The organism is Azospirillum picis, from assembly GCF_017876115.1.
GTDB classification, from domain to species: domain Bacteria; phylum Pseudomonadota; class Alphaproteobacteria; order Azospirillales; family Azospirillaceae; genus Azospirillum; species Azospirillum picis.
Genome location: NZ_JAGINO010000002.1, coordinates 127,604 through 144,731 on the forward strand (window position 1 = coordinate 127,604; position 17,128 = coordinate 144,731).

Here is a 17,128-nt window from a genome sequence, read left to right on the forward strand (position 1 = left end):
TTACTTTCGTCCGTCAACGCTTTGCAACCTCCTGATCAATCAAGGCTGCGTCTTGACCCAGCACCGCAGCACCTCGGCGACGCTCCACGCCTGGGAGATGCAGCCTCTTGGCACGAACGGCGCCTCGGCATCGAAGATTTCGCTGATGGTGCCGATGCCCGCCTCATCCAGATGAGGCAGGAAGCCTTCCAGCAGTCGCCGAGCGCCCTCGCGATCCTCCGGGTGCAGCTTCAACCAGGCGTCGACGTAAGGGCCGATCAACCAGCCCCAGACCGTGCCCTGGTGATAGGCGGCGTCGCGTGCCCGCAAGTCGCCGAAGTATTTCGGCTTGTAATCCCGCGACCCGGGCGCGAGCGACCGCAGCCCGACCGGGGTGAGCAGCCGGCTGCGGACAGTCTCCACCACCGGTTCCCACCGGTCGCGGTCCAGCACCGGATGGTCGAGCGAGACCGAAAAGATCTGGTTGGGTCGGCAGGCGATGTCGTCGCCATGCTCGCCATCCACCACATCGAACAGGTGCCCTGCCGACGGGCACCAGAACCTGGCGTTGAAGGATGCCCTAGCCTGGTCGGCGAGTTCGTCCAGCGGCCGGGCGGCGGCCTCGCCGTCCTCCTCGCGCAGCCATCCCGCCATCAGGCGCAGGGCGTTGTGCCACAGGGCGTTGATCTCGACCGCCTTGCCGCGACGTGGCGTCACCACCCAATCATCGACCTTGGCGTCCATCCACGTGAGCTGATAGCCCTCCTGACCCTGGCGCAGCAATCCGTCGCGCTGGTCGACACCGATGCCGAACCGGGTCCCGCGACGGTGGAAGTCGATCACCTCCCGCAGCTTGGGCAGCAACAGCCGCAGGGTGTCGCGGTCGCCGGTGACGCCCAGATAGCGGTTCAGGGCATGGAAGAACCAGAGCGTCGCATCGGCGGTGTGGTAGAGGCCGCTGTCCTTGCCGTCCGGAAACATATTGGGGATCAGACCATCCCGGATGTAGTGGCCGAAGGTGTGCAGGATCCAGCGGGACTCCATGTGACGGCCGGTGGCGAGGGTCAGCCCCTCCAGTGCGATCATCGTGTCGCGGCCCCAATCGGTGAACCAGTGGTAGCCGGCGATCACCGTCCGGACCTCGTCGCCCTCCGCCCGAGCCCGCATCTGGTCGGCGACGCGGCCGGCCGGCACGAACAGAAAGCTGTCGGCGGACAGCACGAGTTCCGCCATCGCCCCGTCGCGCAGGCAAGGATGGGCGTTCTGGATGAGGCGGCGGCGGCGCTCGCCCTCGAAATCCAGCACGTCGGACGGCGGCAGCGCCTCCAGCCGCCACCACTCCTCGGTCGCCGCGACGAAGGTGATGCTCTGCCCCGCCCCGACCTCGCCGCTGAAAAAGCCCGGCGTCCACAGCGACCCGCGCGACTCGTAGCCGCGCTGCGCCTCCACAGAGTAATAGATGTCGCGGCGGAGGCCGCCGTCGAGCGTCATCGAGAAGTCGCCGCCTTCGACGGCCATCCGCAGCACCGGCAGGTCCGGGCCCGCCGACACCTCGTAGCGCTGGCCGCTGGCGGTGATGCGGTAATCGCGGGCCAGCGGCCGGTCCACGGCCGATTCCAACGTGCGGAAGGCCAGCACCGGCCGCAGCCGCAGCCGGATGGGGGCTTTCGCCTCAAGCACGCGGTAGGTGACGTGAACGATGTTCTGTCCATGGGGCAGGACGATCTGGCGCTCGATCACCGCGTCGCCGGCACGGAAGCGCCAGACCGGCAACCCGGCCTCCATGCGGAACTCCTGCAGGGCAGCCGTCCGGCCCTGCTCGCCATCGTCGCCATCCTCGGCACCGTCGCCATCGCGGCAGCTCAGCCAGAAATCACGCCCCTCGCCATCGACCACCCTGTCGCTCAGTTGGCTCAGCATCAGCACGCGTCCGAGCGGCGCCGGCAAGGCCGCGACCAGCAGCCCATGGTAACGCCGCGTCACCGCCCCCGACACCGAGCCAGAGGCATAGCCGCCGAGGCCGTTGGCCACCAGCCATTCGCGGGTTTCCGCGCCATCCGGGGCGGTGTTCAGGACATCGCGCGACAGGGTGCGAACGAAATCAGCCATGATGGACCTGCGATCCGCTTTTAAGGTTCCGTTCCATCGGAAACCGCGATGACGGGGGTTGTGTTGCCTCCCGCACCATCGCTTTTTTCCCGGACGCCGGTCGCGGGGCCGAGCACCAGCGCGGCATGGCCGGGCAGCCGCCATGTTCCGTCCGGCTGCTCGACCGGGGCGGTGCCGCAGCCGCCGTAGACCGGCTCCTCGCTCGACCACAGCACGGTCCAGGCACCGCCGCCATCCGCATCCGGCCGCGGCGCCAGCAGCGGTTCCGGCAGCGCCGGCAGCGGAAGGTCGCGACCAAGGTTGACCAGCAGCAGTCGGTCGCCCGGATGGTCCCCATCGCCACCCTCGCCGAAGAACCGCAGAACGAACGCCTCCTCGCCGAGCACCGCCCCGTCCAGGCCGCCGACGCGGGGAGCGGCGAAGACCCGATCCTCCCGGCGCAGGCGCAGCAGGTCACGATGCAGGGACCAGATCCCGGGCTTCGCCTCACGCTCCCGGTGGTCGAGCTTGCATCGGGTGAAGGTCTCCTCCGCGTGGGGCTCGGGCAGGCGCGATCGCATTGCCGGGGCAGCCACGCTGGGGAACTGCGCCAGGAACTCCGCCCTGCCCTTCTCGACCAGTGCGGCCAGTTCAGGCACATGGTCCGCGAAATAGAGGAAGGGGCTGTCGGACGCGAATTCCTGTCCCTGGAAGAGCATCGGTGTGCCGGGGCCGAGCAGCATCAGCGCGGTCATCGCCCTCAGCCGTCCCGGCGAGGTCAGCGCATGCAGCCGCAGGCCGCGGGCGGAGTTGGCGATCTGGTCATGGTTCTGCAGGAACGTGACGAAGGCCGCCCGCGGCACGTCGAAGGCCGGCATGCCGCGCCGCTTGCCCTGCCAACGGTACCATTGCCCCTGGTAGAGGAAGCCGTACTTCATCGCCGACACGAATTCCTGCGGCGTGCCGCGATAATCGGTGTAGTAGGCCTCCGTCCGCCCGGTCAGCGCGACCATGGCCGAATGGTGCAGGTCATCGTTCCAGATGGCGCAAAGCCCGCAGCCGCCCTCCTCGGCCGACCTCACCATGCTGGCATGCTGCGGCTCGTTCTCTCCCACCAGGATGGTGGCGCGCCCGCCGGCGGCCTTGCGCACCGTGCAGGATATCTCGGTCAGGATATGAGGCTCGCCCCGGCGCTCGCTGCCATCATGGATCGACTGGGTGGCGTCCAGCCGCAGCCCGTCCAGATGATACTCCTCGATCCAGAAGGCGGCGTTGGACAGGAAGAACTCGCGAACCGGCCCGGCGTCCGGGCCGTCGAAGTTGATGGCCTCACCCCACTCGTTCTCGTAGCGGTCGGTGAAGTAGTCGTCGGAGAAGCATTTCAGGTAATTGCCGTCCGGTCCGAAGTGGTTGTAGACGACGTCGAGAATGACGGCGAGATCCAACCGGTGCGCTTCGTCAACGAAACGCCGCATGGCGTCGGAATCGCCATAGAGCCGCGTCGGCGCGAACAGGTTCACCCCGTCGTAGCCCCAGCCGAAGCGGCCGGGAAACTCCGAAACCGGCATCACCTCCAGCACCGTCACGCCGAGATCGGCCAGCGCCGGCAGTTGCCGGATGGCGGCCTCCCAGGTCCCTTCGCGGGTGAAGGTGCCGATGTGCATCTCGTAGATCACCTGGCCCCGTATGGCGCGGCCGCGCCAATCCCGGTCGGTCCAGGCGAAGCGGTGCGGATCGACCAGTTGCGAGGGGCCATGCGGCCCCTCCGGCTGGAAGCGCGACATCGGATCGGGATAGAGGGTGTCCTTGCCATCCAGGCGGAAGCGGTAAAGCCCGCCCGCCTCCAGCCCCGGCACCAGGCCGGAGAAGTAGCCGTTCCCCTCGCCAGCCAGCGCGGTCGCCCGTCCGTCGGGTTCGGTCACGAGGTCCACCCGTGCCGCCTTCGGGACCCACACCCGCGCGTGGGCGCCGCCGGGTTGCAGTTCCACCCCGATGGGCCAGCGGCGCTTGACGGTGGCCTGCGCCTGTTCGACAGGCGGAACCGTTGCGGACATCTTCACGGCAAATGACCCCCGGATGAGTGATGCGGACTTGCCTTGCGGGGATGGTCAACAGGTGCCGGGCAGCGTGGTCACGGGGGCTTGCGAAATTGTTTCGAACACTAAGGAATTAGTGGGCGGCGCGGAGGCGTCCCCCGCCTACCGCCCTCCTCCCGGAACGAAGCCGCCTCCCGTCAGCTCCATCCTGGCCATGTCCAGTCCCATGCGCTGCGCGCCGTTGCTGACTGCGGCACGGACCTGCCTCATCCGCACCGGATTCCCTTTGGCCTGCTCCACCGCACCGTCGATCAACGCCGTCTGGACCAGCAGCGCTTCGGCAAGCTCCTGCTTCTGCGCATCGGACGCCCTGGCGGGACCGCCGGCGTCGTTGAGCGCGCGCGCGGCCTGGGCGCGGACCGCAGCCATGACGTCGTGCCCCAGCGTGTCGTTGTCGCCGCGCGTCGCCTGCCAGGCTGTCACCCACCACAGGGCGTAGGCGTCGGCGAGATTGTCGACCCGCAGGCCATGGGGAGCGATCAGCGCGGCGATCTTTTCGATGATGTCGCCATCCGCGAACAGCCGCTGCAGGTCGGCCGCACCGTTCGGATCGACAGCCCGCGTCCTTTCCACGAATGCGGAGAGATTGGCGCTGCGGCGTGCCTTCGACGGTGTGTAGCGCAGTGCCGAGACATCGGGCGGCGGCATGTCCCGCTGCGCGTCGCGGTTCATGAGTTCGCGAAGGTGGCTGCCGAGGACGTCGGTCTGCGTGTAGGACGGGACGAGGATGCTCCATGACCAGCCGTCGATCACGGCCTGGGCGGCAGCCCCGCCGCTTCCGGTGCCCCCGCCGATGCAGACCGCAAGGGCGATAACCATCAAAAGTCGTCTCATCCCACATTCCCTTCCAAGAACACGAAAGGGGAAAGCGGAGGATATGCCGCTTTCCCAGGGAAGAGGCGCGATGGTGGTATTGCCCATCGGCAGGCCTTTTCCTCAGACCCGTTCGCCGAAGCTCCCCGCGGCGGCATCGATCACCAGCGGATGGGCACGCAGGGTGGTCAGGGCCGCTTCGACCCTGTCGTCGGCGACCTCCAGCGTCACCAGCACATCCGCCCGGTCGCCGCGTTCGGCGTCCCGCTCCTCCCGGCCGGTCTGCACGACGTTGCCGAAGCGGTCGCGCAGGCTGCCGACGATCTCGGCCTCCACGCTGCGCCCATGTTCGGCGGGATAGGCGTAGACGAGTTCCATGACCCTCTCCCTCTTGTCTGCAACCTATGGGGCGAAGACGACACGCATGCAGCCGTCCCCCTTCTCCTTGAACAGCCGGTAGCCCTGCGGCCCCTCGTCGAGCGGCAGGCGGTGGGTCATCAGGTAGGACGGGTCCAATTCGCCCTTTTCGATGTGCTGGAACAGGCGCTCGGCATAGCGCTGGCCGTTCTGCTGTCCCATGCGGAAGGTCAGGGCCTTGTTCATCGCCGCCCCCATCGGGAACTTGTCGATCAGACCGCCATAGACCCCGACGATGGAGAGCGTGCCGCCCTTGCGGCAGCTTTCGATCATCTGGCGCAGCACCGCCGGCCGGTCGGTCTGCAGGCCGATCGCCTGCTTCGCCCGGTCGTAGAGATCCTCCACCGCCCCGGCCGCGCTGTCCGCCTCCATGCCGACGGCGTCGATGCAGACATCGGGGCCGCGCCCGCCGGTCATCGCCTGCAGGGCGTCGAAGACGTCGACCCTGTTGTAGTCCAGCGTCTCCGCCCCGGCCTTCAACTGTGCCTGACGCAACCGGTCGGGAAAGCGGTCGATGCCGATCACCCGCTCAGCCCCCAGCAGATAGGCGCTGCGGATCGCCATCTGGCCGACACCGCCACAACCCCAGACCGCCACCACGTCCCCGGGCCGGATGCCGGCCATGTCGGCCGCCATGTAGCCGGTCGGTACGGCATCCGACACGAAGACCGCCTTCTCGTCGCTCACGCCTTCCGGCACGCGGAAGGCGTTGAAGTCGGCATAGGGGACGCGGATGTATTCGGCATGGCTGCCGGCATAGCCGCCGAAGGCGTGGCTGTAGCCGAAGATGCCGGCGCCGCAATGGCCATAAGCCGTGCGGGCGTAGTCGGGGTTCGGGTTGGAGTTGTCGCACAGCGAGCTTTCGCCATGCCGGCAATGGCCGCAATGGCCGCAGCCGATGATCGACACCGTGATCACGCGGTCGCCGCGGTTGAGGTAGCGGACCTCGGGCCCCTTCTCGACGATCTCCCCCAGGAACTCGTGGCCGATGATGTCGCCGGCGCGCATGGTCGGAACATAGCCGTCCAGCAGGTGCAGGTCCGACCCGCAGACGGAAGACAGGACCACCTTGACGATGACGTCATGAGGGTTGACGAGCACCGGGTCGGGCACGCGCTCCACCCGCAGGTCGTTGGTGCCGTTCCAGCAGAGCGCCTTCATTCCATCGCCTCCCTGGAATCGGTCGGCCGATAGTGGCTGCCATGACCATGCGGCTGGCGCGCGATGGTCGACAACTCGCCGGTCTCGATCCGCTGCTTCAGGCGGCGCAGGGTCTCTTCCGCCTGTGACTCCGGCGTCACGCCGAGGCTGGCTGCGACCGTCTCGGCGGGAACACGGTAGACCAGGGTCAGGCGCACCTCGGTCCCGCGGTCTCCCGGCGCCTGGGCAAGCATCAGCGAGGCACGGTGCGGCAGGGGGGTTTCACCCACCGTGTGCCAGGTCAGAAGCCGGTCCTCGTCGATGCGGTCGAGGACGCAACGCCAGTTCAGCCCCGCGCCCGCCGGCACGTCCGCTCTGGCTGTCCACCGGCTTTCGGTCGCCGACAGCACGTCGACCCGCTCAAGCTGCGGCATCAGCTTGGGAAGGTTCGCGAAGTTTCGCCAGAACCGGAAGATCTCCCCCGGCTCGGCCGCAATGGTGACCACGGCCTGCGTGCGCTCCGGCACCTGCGAACGCCGGCGCGACGCGGGCGTGCGCCAAGCGCCGGGATCGCGCGCCGCACGCAGCGGGCCGGCTCCGAAGGGGCGCAGCCCAAGCGCGCCGGCCAGGAACAGTCCGGCGCCACCAAGCGCCAGCATCCTGCCGCCCCAGCCGGGTTGCCGCAACCCGACGATGCCGAGCGCGGTGCCGCCGACCATCGCGAGCCAGCGGCCCCCGGCTCCGGCCTGCCCAGCGGCATCCGGCCCGGAACCACCGCGAAAAGACGCCTGCTGCGGCCACCGGCCGTGCCCGGTCAGACTGTTCGACGCCATCGCCACTCCTTTCCCGTCTGTCCAAAGCCTGTCAGCAGAGAACAGCGGGGTTGCGGCTTCGTTGCCGACGTCTCAAGCATTGCCGCCGCGAAGCCGCCGGTCGAGGCCGCCTCCTACGGGCGGATGCCCCGCGGCTGCCCCCCGACATCGGCTTTCAACGGCCGCTTACCGCGCCCCGACGGCACGGACGGCAACCGGGCGGCATTCCGCCTGTTACGTCATGGAAGGACGGAGAGGGAGGACGGCCGTGCCGTTGCTGAACGCCACACTGGGCATCGCCAATACCGAGAATTACCAACCCGTGGTGATGGAGACCGACCACGGATCGATCGATGGGCACTTCTATCCTGCGCCGGGCGCCACGCTGGCGGCGCTGTGGGTCGGCGGGGTCGGCGGCGGCTTCGACACGCCGGCGCGCGACCTGTATCCGCGGCTCTGCCGCGACCTCGCCGCCGATGGCGTGGCCTCGCTGCGCGTGCGCTTCCGCGATTCGCGCGACCTGGAGGCAGCGGTCTATGACGTGCTGTGCGGACTGAGCTTCCTCGGCCGCCAGGGCATCCACCATGTGGCGCTGATCGGCCACTCCTTCGGCGGCGCCGTCGTCATCCAGGCGGCCGCGTCCAACCGGGGTGCGGTGTGCACGGTGGTGGCGCTGGCCACCCAGGGCTACGGCACCGATCCGGTGTGGGACCTCTCCTGCCCGATCCTTCTGATCCACGGCGAGGCGGACGAGATCCTGCCTCCAAGCTGCTCCATCCACGTCCACCGCAAGGCACGCGAGCCGAAGAAGCTGGTTCTGGTGCCGGGAACCGGCCATGCGCTGGAGGAAGCCTCCGAGGCGGTCTGCCGGGAAGTCCGCGACTGGCTGAAGGCGACGCTGATGCGGGAACGGTAAAGGGGGGCCTGAGCCCCCCTGAACACCGCCTTCAACTATCCTTCGGCTTCTGCGTATCGCTGATCGGCTGCACGCCGGCAGGCTGGTCCTGCTGCTGCGGCTGGGGAGGCTGCTGCTGTTGCTGTTGTTCGGGCGGCTGCTCACGGCGCGGCGGGCCGGCCTTCACGTCGTTGTAGACGGCCTTGGCGATCTCCAGCAGCTCTTCCTTCGACAGCCGGCCGGCCAGCGCGTAGGCCAGCGGCCCCTCGACCCAGTAGAAGGTGGCGACGTCACCGTTCTGCGTGAAGCTGAAGTTGGACTGGTTGCCCCCCTGCGGCGCACCGACGAACAGGGTGATCCGCTTGTTGGCGTCGTTGGCGTACATGTACTGCGCACCGGCTCCGAGGTCGGTGGGCAGGGAACGGCCGCCGATCAGACGATAGCCGACACGGCCAAGGTCGGGGCCGAACACGTCACGCCCCATGCGCTTGGACAGCCAGCCGTTCAGCTCGTCCTGGTTGTCGGCACCGAGTTCGACCTGGAAGCGCTCGTCGGAGGTATAGAAGCGGTGGGCCTGCGTGGCTTCCTGGGCGAAGGTGGCCAGGGTCTGGCGCTGCTGGGCGATCGGGGCGGTGGCCTGCTGCTCCGCGCCATGGCCCATCCAGCCGCCAGCCGCACCGGCGACCACCAGCATGACCGCGGCGGCGAAGCGAACCAGCGGCCGGGCATGCCAGGCCGGCCGATTGTCGTTGAAGGCGACGCGGCCCTTCAGCCTGTCGGTCAAATCCTGGACGGCATCGCCAGGCGGTTCCCGCAGCACCGAATCGAACATCTCGTGCAGCAGCAGCGCTTGGGCGCGGTAATCCTCCGCCCGGCGCGCCGCGTCCGAATCCTCGGCCAGCCACCGTTCCACCACCAGACGGCGGTTCCCATCCAACTGTCCGTCCACGTAGGCGTGGAGCTCGTCCTCTGTGACCCGATGCGCATTCATCACTTCACCCGCCGGAGGGTGACGCCACCCTCGTTCGCCAGTTTCGCCCGCACCGCCTCGCGCGCCCGCGACAGGCGCGACATGACGGTTCCGATCGGCACGCCGAGCATGTCGGCGACCTCGTCGTACTTCAGGCCTTCCAGCGCCACCAGAAGCAGCACCTTGCGCTGTTCCTCAGGCAGTTCGTCGACCGCGCGCATCATTTCGCGCAGTTCCACTCGCTCTTCCTGCCGGGCCGGGGTGACCAGCTTGGACTCGACATCCTCGACGTCGACCTCCTGCGGCCGGGCGGCCTTGGAACGGACCTGATTGACGTGGACGTTGTGCAGGATGGTGAAAAGCCATGCCCGCAGGTTCGTCCCCGCCTGGAAGCTGTCGGCACGCGCCACCGCGCGCGTCAGCGCCTCCTGCACCAGATCCTCTGCATCCGCACCATTGCGCAGCAAGGCACGCGCGTAGCGCCGCAAGGACGCGATGTGGACTTCCAGATCGACCCCGAATTTGCTCAACCGCGCACCCGATCATTGCGATCACGCCACGACTCACGCCATGGCCTCCCCCTACGGCCGGCAGGCCGGACGGGACGACGCGACGCCGCATTTCCAGGGCCGGGCCGGCTCATCCGGCCTGATGGCCGAAAGTGGAGACCCGATGCATATGGGTGCGAACGCGCGCCGCGCATCCTTTATTCCAGACTTTCCGTCCCATGCAGCAAAATTTATGCGACACCGCCAAGCTTGTGCCGAAAAGGCTTCAACCGGCCTTCCGGCATCAGGCCGGGACGTGCGGCAGCCTGCCAGCGACAGCGGCCCAGGCGGGCGCGACGGCCAAGGCGCCTTCGATCATCCAGGGGGAGTCGATGGGGAGGGTTTGGTGGGCCCGGCCGGATTCGAACCGACGACAACACCGTTATGAGCGGGCGCGTTCTGGCCGAACAATGGCGGATTTCCTGGGTTTTTTGAGCGTGCCGTGTGCTGCGGCAGTTGTTGCGAAGCAACGGGTTTCCACGCCCTGCTTTCCCATTGCTTTCCCATACCTTCGGCAGGGTCAGGGGGCAGCCCATGCCTCCCACGCCGCCACCCGCTGCCGGAGAAGGTCGACGTAGCCGACAAGGGCATCCCGCCCCACCGGATCGAGGCAGGCGACCGAAGCTACTCCGGGCACCGTGAAAATCCGGCCGGGCGGCGGGACTGGTACCGTCATCTCGGGCGGCGGGACCGCACGCTGGATCACCGGCACCTTAACGACAGTCGGGTCTGAGGCGCAGCCGACCAACAGCAGCGCTACAATCAGCGGGGCAAGGCGAGCCATGCATTCAGCTCCTCGACATTGGTGATGTTAGGCTTCGGGCGAGGCGTAAGCGCCTTCAGCGCCCGCACCTCGGCTGCCGACTGAAAAGCGGCTGCCTTCTCTTGCCAATCCATGACGGCGTCGTTCTGGATGCGGACCGCACTCTCTAATGTGTCGGCGCGCACCCGCTCGTCAGCGAGGTCGGACCGCGTCAGCCATAGGGACACGCCCAGCGCGCCCACCACGACCATCAGCAGCCCGCCCAGCACCAGGGCGGCGACACCGCCGGCCCGAGTGCCGAGGAAGGTTAGAATGCCGGTCATGCCGCCTGTCGCCGGTCAGGGATGGCAGCGATGATGCCGGTCAGCACATAGCCGGTCACCTCCAGCCAGAGAGACACATCCTCCGGCGTGTAGTGCCCCAGGATACGGGACAGGATGGCCCCGACCGCAAGGCGGGTGGACGGCTCACTGAGACGGGTCGCGACATAGGCCGCCGCAGCGCGCCAGTCAAATGCGGACATGATGCCTCCTTCCAGGCATAAGAAAAGCCGCTCGGGGATGCCGGCGGCCAAACGGTCGTCAGAGGTGTAGACGCGGAGTCTGGGCGCTACTTCAGCTCCAGGCGGAAGAAGCGGTGGTTGCCGATCACGGCCACCGGCTTCTTGCCCCCCGACCAAGCCGGAGCCACCCCGGTGGTGTGGTAGTGGTCGGCCCCGTTGGTGATGTCCACCAGCTGGCCGGCAAGAAGAGCGTCGGCCAGCTCCAGCGCCGCCCGATAGCTTGAGTCACGGTCGGTCACCGCCAGCAGCTTGCCCCTGTTCGGATCGTCCGGCAGCCAGCAGGAAAACTGATAGGGCTTCAGGCACACCGCCGCCGGGGAGTTGCCCCACCAACGCGGGTTGCGCGCCCGGTTCTGGATGACGCAGGCGACAGCGGCCATGCCGTTGCGACCTTCACCGCGCGCTTCACCCCACAGGGTGCGGGCAACCACCTCACGGGCCGGCATCATGGGGAGCTGGGCAGATTGGGTCATGGTCGAGTTCCTTCTACTTGGAGGACTGGCCGAGCCGGAGGAAGCCGGCCGACATGCCGCGGGACGCGGCCAGGACAAGACGAGCAAGGGCGAGGCGGGCAAGCTCTTCGTCGCCACCGCACTCCGCCAGCACGCGCGCGGCGAGCTGCTGCGCGGCATCAGGCGGCGGAGGCATGGTCCACCCCGACGGGCGGGATATGAGCGGCCATGGCGCGGAGGGCCGTGACGTCCAGCCCGGCAGCGGCGAGTTGTTCGACCAGAGCCGCGATGATCCGGCTCTTCTCTTCGTCCCGATGCTCCAGCCCAACGACCTGCGTTTCCAGCAGATCGACCTTGCGAGCGAGCGAGACGTTTTCGGCGCGCAATCGCTCTTCGCGCCGCGTCGCGCCGCCTCGTACCGTAGCGTAGGCGTCGGCAAGCGGCCGGGCGGCACGCGGCAGCGCCTGCACCACGGTGATGAGGACAAGCACGACGGCGGCCAGAGCGGCGAGGAAGGCGACGCCCAACACCAGCTCCAGCGCTACGACCGCAGCTCCGCCGCGCTCCAGCAGATCAAGGAATCGCTCAATCTGCCCGGCTAACTGGTCAATGGGCGGCGGGTCTGTCGCCGCCATGGCCGCGCCACAGGTCACCAGCACCGAGCCGGTATAGGTAACTGCCCGAAAAGTGTTCACCATGCCCTCCGCGCATGAAAAAGGCGCCTCATGGGCGCCGGATCGGTCAGGGATTAGAGCGTTGCCGCATGGCCAGCCGTAGCGGCAGGCTTGCAGTTAGACAGTCAGAACGATACCGAGCGCGGCGCCAAAGCCGGCACCGGTCAGCAGCTCGCCCCATTCGGTTGGCCGCGTGAGACGCCAGGGCAGCGCCGGGAGCTTGGTGCCGAGCAGGTAGGCCAGCGGCATGGAGAGGCCGGCCAGCGGCAGCCACAGCGCCGCGGGATGGTCGGGGGTCAGCGGCAGGGCGATCAGGGCCTTGCGGGCGATGCCAACGGCCGCCAGATAGCCCAGCTTTTCGAGGAGAGGGACGCAGGCGGTCCAGCTGTTGGGATAGTCGGCGGGCGTCTCGCTCAGGTTCTGCCCGACGCCGTGCGGCAGCCACGCCATCCCGGCATAAGCAGCTGCACCGGCCAGCACCGCCGTCCATAGCCCTGCCGGGTTCGGCGGAGCCGGGATGGCAAAGACGATGGCGCCGACCGGCACCGCCCAGAAGAGCACGCGCGCGCCAGTTGTGCCAATCCAGGAATGGTCTTGTCCACGCTCACGATGGGCGCAGGCCAGGATCAGGGCGGACACAGCCGCCCAGGCAATGGGGGACATGGTGGCTCCTTGGGGAGATACGAAGCGGGGGATATCGGCTTACTTGCGGGGGTGCTGGCGAGAGATTGACTCACCCCATCAGGAGACATAGAGAGGGGCCGCTGATCGCACCCCTTTCAAGCCGCTCGCGGCAAATTGAGGCAAGCATGGCCATCACGAAGGAATGGGAGCTGCGCGGGCTCCGGTATTGCCGCGAACAAAATTTCTTACCAACAGGCGATTCGATCCTGGAATTCGGCGAGTGCGAAGCGGACCAGCGGGTGCCATTCACCGAGGTCATCACAGCACATGCACCAGAAAACCGGCGCCAAGCTCTCCTTGATGAAGCCGCCAGCATGGATTTGATGACGGAATCGCAGAAGCGGAAATTTGGCGCCAAGCTTCTCTACAAGGCCTTGTTCAACAATAAAACTTACGAGGCCGTCGATCTCGGCGGCGAACAGTCGCACAAGATCGACCTCAATTTTGATTGTGACCTTGGTAAGCAATACGATATCTGTATTAACAACGGCACGGCGGAACACGTCTTTAATGTTTTGCAGTTTTTCACGACAGTCCATAAGCACACTAAACTTGGCGGGCATATGGTTCATTGGACTCCAAGCAATGGTTGGCTGAACCATGGCTTTCACCAATTCCAACCAACCCTTTTCTTCGACCTTGCTCACGCCAACAGCTACAAAATAATGGCTATAGTTGTTTTGACGCCACATAGAATGATGCATTTCCTAACACCAGAGAGCCAGGAGAATTACTCAACATCTCTTCACCGAGACCTGAACATCTGCGAAACGCTCGCAATCTTTCAAAAAGTCGAAGACAAACCGTTCGCGATCCCGTTCCAGACCATGTACAAGGAACATGCACCGCAGACGCGCTATTGATTGACATTCGGCGGCGCGACAATCGGCTGGACTATTGTCGCGCCTGTCATGTAGTGGGCCAAGGCTCGACAGGAATCGAGATAGCGCTCCCCGTGTAGCCGCGGTTGGAGCCGACCGTTAGGCGGTGGGCGTAGAGCTTGCCCTTGAAGCGCCCGTTTGATCCCCAGCAAATGCGGCTCGTAGTAGTCGAGATACTCAGGCCGTAGGGGAAGGATAGCACCTGAACGCCGTTGACGAATACCGCAACAGAGTTGCCGGTGCGCACAGCCATAACGTAGGCATCGGCACCGAGTGGGAACGTCGAAGCCGACCCACCAAAACCAAAACCATCACGACTGGCGTACAATTTTCCGTTGGAGTCTGTGTAGAGATCAAAGCCATTTGCATCCCCTGACCGGAAGTCAAAGATCGGGCGAGGGGCAGAGAAGTCGGTGAGGTTGAGCCACGCCTCTGCAACGAAGTCCTGCGTTCCGAGCGCCGGGATTGACACCGATAGCGCATCGTCCACGCCGTCGAGCGGCACGCCGCCGTAGCCGGTGAACATTCCGCTCGACGACACAGCGGCGCCACCGGAGACGGTCACCGCTCGGTGGAACGACGAGTAGTCCGAGATGCTAGTATCTGTTGCCTTCGGCTGGATCAGCGTTTGGACATTCGCGAACCATGGGTCGCCCTGCCCCACGGATGCTGCCTCAAGCAACATCAACTCGATAGGCGTCATTGCCCGTCCTCCTCGGTATAACTTCCAGCGGTTCCGCCATCCGGAAACTCAAAGATCCGGACGGGGGTAACGACCCATCCAGAGCCATCCCACATCAGCTCCTCGGTAAGCGGATCGTAGGCCGGCTGATCCGGCGCAACGGAACCACCAACCAGCGCTAGGGCGTCGATGTCCGGCCCGCCTGCATCAGCGTTGGCCCAAGCCACATCCGGATAGGCGCGACGCAGCTGGCCGAGCGTGACGGGCATCTGGTAACCAGGGATCAGGTACATGATCATTTGATGTCCTTTCGGGTCACGACCTCGTAATCGGCATCCGTTCCAATGAAGGTCAGGCGATCAAGGCCGGAAGTGGTGAAGGACACGGGGGCGCCTCCAGAGGTCTTCTTGCCGGTCGAGAAGGTGATCGTGTAGGCCCCGGCATTCGTCAGGTCGAGCACGCCCACCCCACCGCCGACAGGGAAGGTCGGGATGATCTTCAGGTTCGCCGTGACGGTCCGGCTCGCCTTGTGACCAAACCTGAAGTCCACCGTGAGTTCGTTCGGCGTGACGCCCGTGTTGAGCGATGGCGCGACCGTTTTCAACGCATTCCCCGTCCCGCCGGGCAATCTCCACCGGGTACCGTCGTAGGTCACAACGTACTTCGCCCCGGCAACCACCTCGCCGCCGAGAAGCGCGGCACCGTATGCGTCATACACCGCTGTGGCTGCGGTCGAGCCGACGGCCAAGGTCAGCGTCCCGGTGTTGGTGTAGCCGGCGACGAACTCCACAGAGGGGTTACCGGTCAGGCTGGCGAGCGAGCCGGAGAGGGTTTGAGCGTTGGCCGATCCGGCAGAGGTACCGTACCAAACGGCGCCCGCTCCATTCGTGCCGTTGGTGCCGTTCGTGCCACTCGGCCCTGACGGACCGGCGCCCCCGCCCGATACAGTCCACGCGGCAAAAGTTCCGCTGCCGCCCACTGTCGAGACGTTGATGGTTACGCTCGTCCCGCCGATGACCGTGATCTGTCCGAACATCCAGTTGCTCGGCGCCGCGGTGCTGGCCACCATGAGGTTGGCCCCGACCGCAAGGTTCAGGGCCGCCGCCGTGGTGAGGGTCTTACTGCCCGTGCCGATGGTGAGGCTTGTGGCAGAGGTGGTGGCAATCGTCGGCAGGGGCCCGGTGTCGCCCTTGTCCCCGGTACGGACAAAGCCAAGCGCCAGGGCATCGCCGGCCGCAAAGCCACCCGGACCGGCGACATAGGTCACGCCCACCTTGCGATACCCAGTCGCGGTCGTCGCTCCTGTGACGTCCAGGTCGACGTAGGTGCCGGGTGCGCCGACCTTAACCAACCGCAACCGTCCCTTGACCGACGAACTGCTGGCAGCGTAGCCGGCCAGGGTATTGGTGGCTGCGGCACCAGCGGCATCCGTGGTGCTGACATAGAGGGTGTAGCTGCCGGCGGTCAGGGTGGCGGTGGAGGCTCGCACCTCGCCAACCCCTGGATCAGCATCAGCCGTGCTGGCGTCCCACGTCATGGTGAGCGTGGACTGCGCTGCTGCGATCTGCGTCACCGCCTGCTGCGTCTGGTCAGCAAGGTCGGAAATGCCATTCGCCACCGTCGCCACGGCCCGCAACGTGGGTACCCAGTTGGCATCCATGCCGCCGACGCCAGAGTAACCTTTCGGGTTCGTCGTGGCATTGTAGGTTCCAGCGTTGTATTCGCCGAGATCCTCGGCGGCGTTTGAGAATTCGCTCATTCCCGCCACTCCTCCAATTCAATCGATCCTGATGTGTAGAAAGGCGCCATGTACTTGTGCGCATGGTCATCGACGCGCCGAAACAGGCCGCCGTATTGGAAGCAAGCCGCTGGATCGGTGACGTTCGGCAGCCAGACGATGGGTTTGGACTTGCCGACCCGCATCGCCATGCGGAACAGGGCGTCGCGCAGGGTGCGGTCCGTCACAGCCCGGTCGATCAGCGCCGCCCGCCGACCAATGCCCGGCTCCACCCACACGCCACCACCGTCCGTCTCGGTGCGCTGGTCGTAGGACCGGTAATCCTCACCGGACGATCCAACGTGACGGTCGAAGGGCAAGCCGTCACCCACCCACGCCAGCCCGATCCGATAGCCGGTGTCCGGCTGGCCGTCCGTCTGCACCGTGTCGCCCCAGATGCTGAGACGGACCCGCCGCACCCGGCACAGCGACACCACGAGATGCACGTTCTTCGGGAAGAGCGGGTAGTCCCTGGGGTCCATGTCTCCGCGGAATTGGTTCGGCGCGCCGAAGCGGAGCGTGGCCGGGTCCACCAGCGGCGGCACGACGTTGGTCTGCGCCGTCGCCGCAAGGTCCGTCCCGAGGGCGTCGGTCCAAGCCTCCAGCCGGACGGTGGCGAGCTGCTCCAGGTTCGTGTCGATCAGCCCGACATAGGTGAGGTCGATGGGGCTGTCCCATTCGAACTCGATCACCACCGGCCCATCGCCGTCCGGATCGTCCGGATCGTCGCCCAGCCTCGTGGAAACCGCCGCGTCGATCAGCGGCGTGGTCTTCATCGCGTCGAGCGGTGCCGTCGGCACCCAGTCGACGTTGCTGGTGATGGTGCAGGGGTTCAGGGCCGCCGGGTTGGCGACTTCGTTGCGGTCGGCGGCATAGCCGAGAGGGTTCGCCATGA

General features: G+C 66.5%; 21 protein-coding genes. 2 read left to right on the forward strand and 19 right to left on the reverse strand.

The window, feature by feature from the left end; genetic code table 11:
- Window positions 1-39: 39 nt before the first annotated feature.
- The 6 genes from J2850_RS03000 to J2850_RS03025 form a co-directional block, all read right to left on the reverse strand.
- Window positions 40-2,088 (reverse strand): amylo-alpha-1,6-glucosidase, encoded by a 2,049-nt coding sequence (locus J2850_RS03000; protein ID WP_209978646.1) that lies wholly within the window; start codon window positions 2,086-2,088, stop codon window positions 40-42.
- Window positions 2,089-2,108: 20 nt separating this feature from the next.
- On the reverse strand, window positions 2,109-4,121 hold the full coding sequence (gene treZ, locus J2850_RS03005; RefSeq protein ID WP_211113771.1) for a malto-oligosyltrehalose trehalohydrolase: 2,013 nt from the start codon (window positions 4,119-4,121) through the stop codon (window positions 2,109-2,111).
- A 144-nt stretch (window positions 4,122-4,265) separates the two neighbouring features.
- Window positions 4,266-4,982, reverse strand: coding sequence for a DUF6683 family protein (locus J2850_RS03010; protein WP_209978648.1), 717 nt, complete (start codon window positions 4,980-4,982; stop codon window positions 4,266-4,268).
- A gap of 117 nt (window positions 4,983-5,099) precedes the next feature.
- On the reverse strand, window positions 5,100-5,354 hold the full coding sequence (locus tag J2850_RS03015; protein ID WP_209978651.1) for a hypothetical protein: 255 nt from the start codon (window positions 5,352-5,354) through the stop codon (window positions 5,100-5,102).
- A 24-nt stretch (window positions 5,355-5,378) separates the two neighbouring features.
- Complete coding sequence (locus J2850_RS03020; RefSeq protein ID WP_209978652.1) at window positions 5,379-6,554, reverse strand: zinc-dependent alcohol dehydrogenase; 1,176 nt, start codon at window positions 6,552-6,554, stop codon at window positions 5,379-5,381.
- The gene (locus J2850_RS03025; protein WP_209978653.1) at window positions 6,551-7,366 is read right to left on the reverse strand and encodes an SRPBCC family protein; all 816 of its coding nucleotides are present in this window, start codon (window positions 7,364-7,366) and stop codon (window positions 6,551-6,553) included. Before J2850_RS03025 ends, J2850_RS03020 begins: the two co-directional genes overlap by 4 nt.
- Window positions 7,367-7,613: 247 nt before the next feature.
- Between J2850_RS03025 and J2850_RS03030 the strand changes: the two genes are divergently transcribed.
- Window positions 7,614-8,261 carry an alpha/beta hydrolase gene (locus J2850_RS03030; RefSeq protein ID WP_209978654.1) on the forward strand — a complete coding sequence of 216 codons (648 nt, stop codon included), beginning with the start codon at window positions 7,614-7,616 and terminating at the stop codon, window positions 8,259-8,261.
- Between the two features lie 31 nt (window positions 8,262-8,292).
- Here the strand turns inward: J2850_RS03030 and J2850_RS03035 are convergent, their stop codons facing one another.
- The 9 genes from J2850_RS03035 to J2850_RS03075 all read right to left on the reverse strand — a co-directional run bounded on the left by J2850_RS03035 (window position 8,293) and on the right by J2850_RS03075 (window position 12,872).
- Complete coding sequence (locus J2850_RS03035; RefSeq protein ID WP_209978657.1) at window positions 8,293-9,231, reverse strand: anti-sigma factor family protein; 939 nt, start codon at window positions 9,229-9,231, stop codon at window positions 8,293-8,295.
- Complete coding sequence (locus tag J2850_RS03040; protein WP_209978659.1) at window positions 9,231-9,740, reverse strand: sigma-70 family RNA polymerase sigma factor; 510 nt, start codon at window positions 9,738-9,740, stop codon at window positions 9,231-9,233. Before J2850_RS03040 ends, J2850_RS03035 begins: the two co-directional genes overlap by 1 nt.
- Window positions 9,741-10,278: 538 nt before the next feature.
- Window positions 10,279-10,542, reverse strand: coding sequence for a hypothetical protein (locus tag J2850_RS03045; protein ID WP_209978661.1), 264 nt, complete (start codon window positions 10,540-10,542; stop codon window positions 10,279-10,281).
- Complete coding sequence (locus J2850_RS03050) at window positions 10,521-10,844, reverse strand: hypothetical protein (RefSeq protein ID WP_209978663.1); 324 nt, start codon at window positions 10,842-10,844, stop codon at window positions 10,521-10,523. The genes J2850_RS03045 and J2850_RS03050 overlap by 22 nt, the downstream gene beginning before the upstream one ends.
- Window positions 10,841-11,044, reverse strand: coding sequence for a hypothetical protein (locus tag J2850_RS03055; protein ID WP_209978664.1), 204 nt, complete (start codon window positions 11,042-11,044; stop codon window positions 10,841-10,843). The genes J2850_RS03050 and J2850_RS03055 overlap by 4 nt, the downstream gene beginning before the upstream one ends.
- Before the next feature lie 86 nt (window positions 11,045-11,130).
- On the reverse strand, window positions 11,131-11,556 hold the full coding sequence (locus tag J2850_RS03060; protein ID WP_246512764.1) for a cell wall hydrolase: 426 nt from the start codon (window positions 11,554-11,556) through the stop codon (window positions 11,131-11,133).
- Window positions 11,557-11,569: 13 nt separating this feature from the next.
- A complete protein-coding gene (locus tag J2850_RS03065) occupies window positions 11,570-11,731 on the reverse strand; it encodes a hypothetical protein (RefSeq protein ID WP_209978667.1) in 162 nt (53 codons plus the stop codon).
- Window positions 11,715-12,233, reverse strand: a complete 519-nt coding sequence (locus tag J2850_RS03070; RefSeq protein WP_209978669.1) for a hypothetical protein — start codon at window positions 12,231-12,233, stop codon at window positions 11,715-11,717. Before J2850_RS03070 ends, J2850_RS03065 begins: the two co-directional genes overlap by 17 nt.
- A gap of 93 nt (window positions 12,234-12,326) precedes the next feature.
- Window positions 12,327-12,872 (reverse strand): hypothetical protein, encoded by a 546-nt coding sequence (locus tag J2850_RS03075; protein WP_209978671.1) that lies wholly within the window; start codon window positions 12,870-12,872, stop codon window positions 12,327-12,329.
- A gap of 146 nt (window positions 12,873-13,018) precedes the next feature.
- Here J2850_RS03075 and J2850_RS03080 point away from each other — a divergent pair, with 146 nt between their 5' ends.
- Window positions 13,019-13,756, forward strand: a complete 738-nt coding sequence (locus J2850_RS03080) for a class I SAM-dependent methyltransferase (RefSeq protein ID WP_209978673.1) — start codon at window positions 13,019-13,021, stop codon at window positions 13,754-13,756.
- Between the two features lie 46 nt (window positions 13,757-13,802).
- On the opposite strand, the gene J2850_RS03085 is transcribed toward J2850_RS03080, so the two are convergent.
- Genes J2850_RS03085 through J2850_RS03100 form a run of 4 tightly spaced genes read right to left on the reverse strand, consistent with a single transcriptional unit; the run spans window position 13,803 to window position 17,126 of the window.
- The gene (locus tag J2850_RS03085) at window positions 13,803-14,477 is read right to left on the reverse strand and encodes a LamG-like jellyroll fold domain-containing protein (RefSeq protein WP_209978675.1); all 675 of its coding nucleotides are present in this window, start codon (window positions 14,475-14,477) and stop codon (window positions 13,803-13,805) included.
- On the reverse strand, window positions 14,474-14,755 hold the full coding sequence (locus J2850_RS03090) for a hypothetical protein (RefSeq protein WP_209978677.1): 282 nt from the start codon (window positions 14,753-14,755) through the stop codon (window positions 14,474-14,476). Before J2850_RS03090 ends, J2850_RS03085 begins: the two co-directional genes overlap by 4 nt.
- Window positions 14,752-16,215 (reverse strand): hypothetical protein, encoded by a 1,464-nt coding sequence (locus J2850_RS03095; RefSeq protein ID WP_209978679.1) that lies wholly within the window; start codon window positions 16,213-16,215, stop codon window positions 14,752-14,754. The genes J2850_RS03090 and J2850_RS03095 overlap by 4 nt, the downstream gene beginning before the upstream one ends.
- Window positions 16,212-17,126, reverse strand: a complete 915-nt coding sequence (locus J2850_RS03100; protein WP_209978681.1) for a hypothetical protein — start codon at window positions 17,124-17,126, stop codon at window positions 16,212-16,214. Before J2850_RS03100 ends, J2850_RS03095 begins: the two co-directional genes overlap by 4 nt.
- Window positions 17,127-17,128: the final 2 nt, after the last annotated feature.

Coding starts and splice junctions, on each gene's coding strand:
- J2850_RS03070 (WP_209978669.1), bottom strand. CDS start 12,233: ATGGTGAACACTTTTCGGGCAGTTACCTATACCGGCTCGGTGCTGGTG.
- J2850_RS03015 (WP_209978651.1), bottom strand. CDS start 5,354: ATGGAACTCGTCTACGCCTATCCCGCCGAACATGGGCGCAGCGTGGAG.
- J2850_RS03080 (WP_209978673.1), top strand. CDS start 13,019: ATGGCCATCACGAAGGAATGGGAGCTGCGCGGGCTCCGGTATTGCCGC.
- J2850_RS03025 (WP_209978653.1), bottom strand. CDS start 7,366: ATGGCGTCGAACAGTCTGACCGGGCACGGCCGGTGGCCGCAGCAGGCG.
- J2850_RS03090 (WP_209978677.1), bottom strand. CDS start 14,755: ATGATCATGTACCTGATCCCTGGTTACCAGATGCCCGTCACGCTCGGC.
- J2850_RS03085 (WP_209978675.1), bottom strand. CDS start 14,477: ATGACGCCTATCGAGTTGATGTTGCTTGAGGCAGCATCCGTGGGGCAG.
- J2850_RS03045 (WP_209978661.1), bottom strand. CDS start 10,542: ATGGCTCGCCTTGCCCCGCTGATTGTAGCGCTGCTGTTGGTCGGCTGC.
- J2850_RS03050 (WP_209978663.1), bottom strand. CDS start 10,844: ATGACCGGCATTCTAACCTTCCTCGGCACTCGGGCCGGCGGTGTCGCC.
- J2850_RS03020 (WP_209978652.1), bottom strand. CDS start 6,554: ATGAAGGCGCTCTGCTGGAACGGCACCAACGACCTGCGGGTGGAGCGC.
- J2850_RS03000 (WP_209978646.1), bottom strand. CDS start 2,088: ATGGCTGATTTCGTTCGCACCCTGTCGCGCGATGTCCTGAACACCGCC.
- J2850_RS03055 (WP_209978664.1), bottom strand. CDS start 11,044: ATGTCCGCATTTGACTGGCGCGCTGCGGCGGCCTATGTCGCGACCCGT.
- J2850_RS03100 (WP_209978681.1), bottom strand. CDS start 17,126: ATGGCGAACCCTCTCGGCTATGCCGCCGACCGCAACGAAGTCGCCAAC.
- J2850_RS03065 (WP_209978667.1), bottom strand. CDS start 11,731: ATGCCTCCGCCGCCTGATGCCGCGCAGCAGCTCGCCGCGCGCGTGCTG.
- J2850_RS03010 (WP_209978648.1), bottom strand. CDS start 4,982: ATGGTTATCGCCCTTGCGGTCTGCATCGGCGGGGGCACCGGAAGCGGC.
- treZ (WP_211113771.1), bottom strand. CDS start 4,121: ATGTCCGCAACGGTTCCGCCTGTCGAACAGGCGCAGGCCACCGTCAAG.
- J2850_RS03035 (WP_209978657.1), bottom strand. CDS start 9,231: ATGAATGCGCATCGGGTCACAGAGGACGAGCTCCACGCCTACGTGGAC.
- J2850_RS03075 (WP_209978671.1), bottom strand. CDS start 12,872: ATGTCCCCCATTGCCTGGGCGGCTGTGTCCGCCCTGATCCTGGCCTGC.
- J2850_RS03095 (WP_209978679.1), bottom strand. CDS start 16,215: ATGAGCGAATTCTCAAACGCCGCCGAGGATCTCGGCGAATACAACGCT.
- J2850_RS03060 (WP_246512764.1), bottom strand. CDS start 11,556: ATGACCCAATCTGCCCAGCTCCCCATGATGCCGGCCCGTGAGGTGGTT.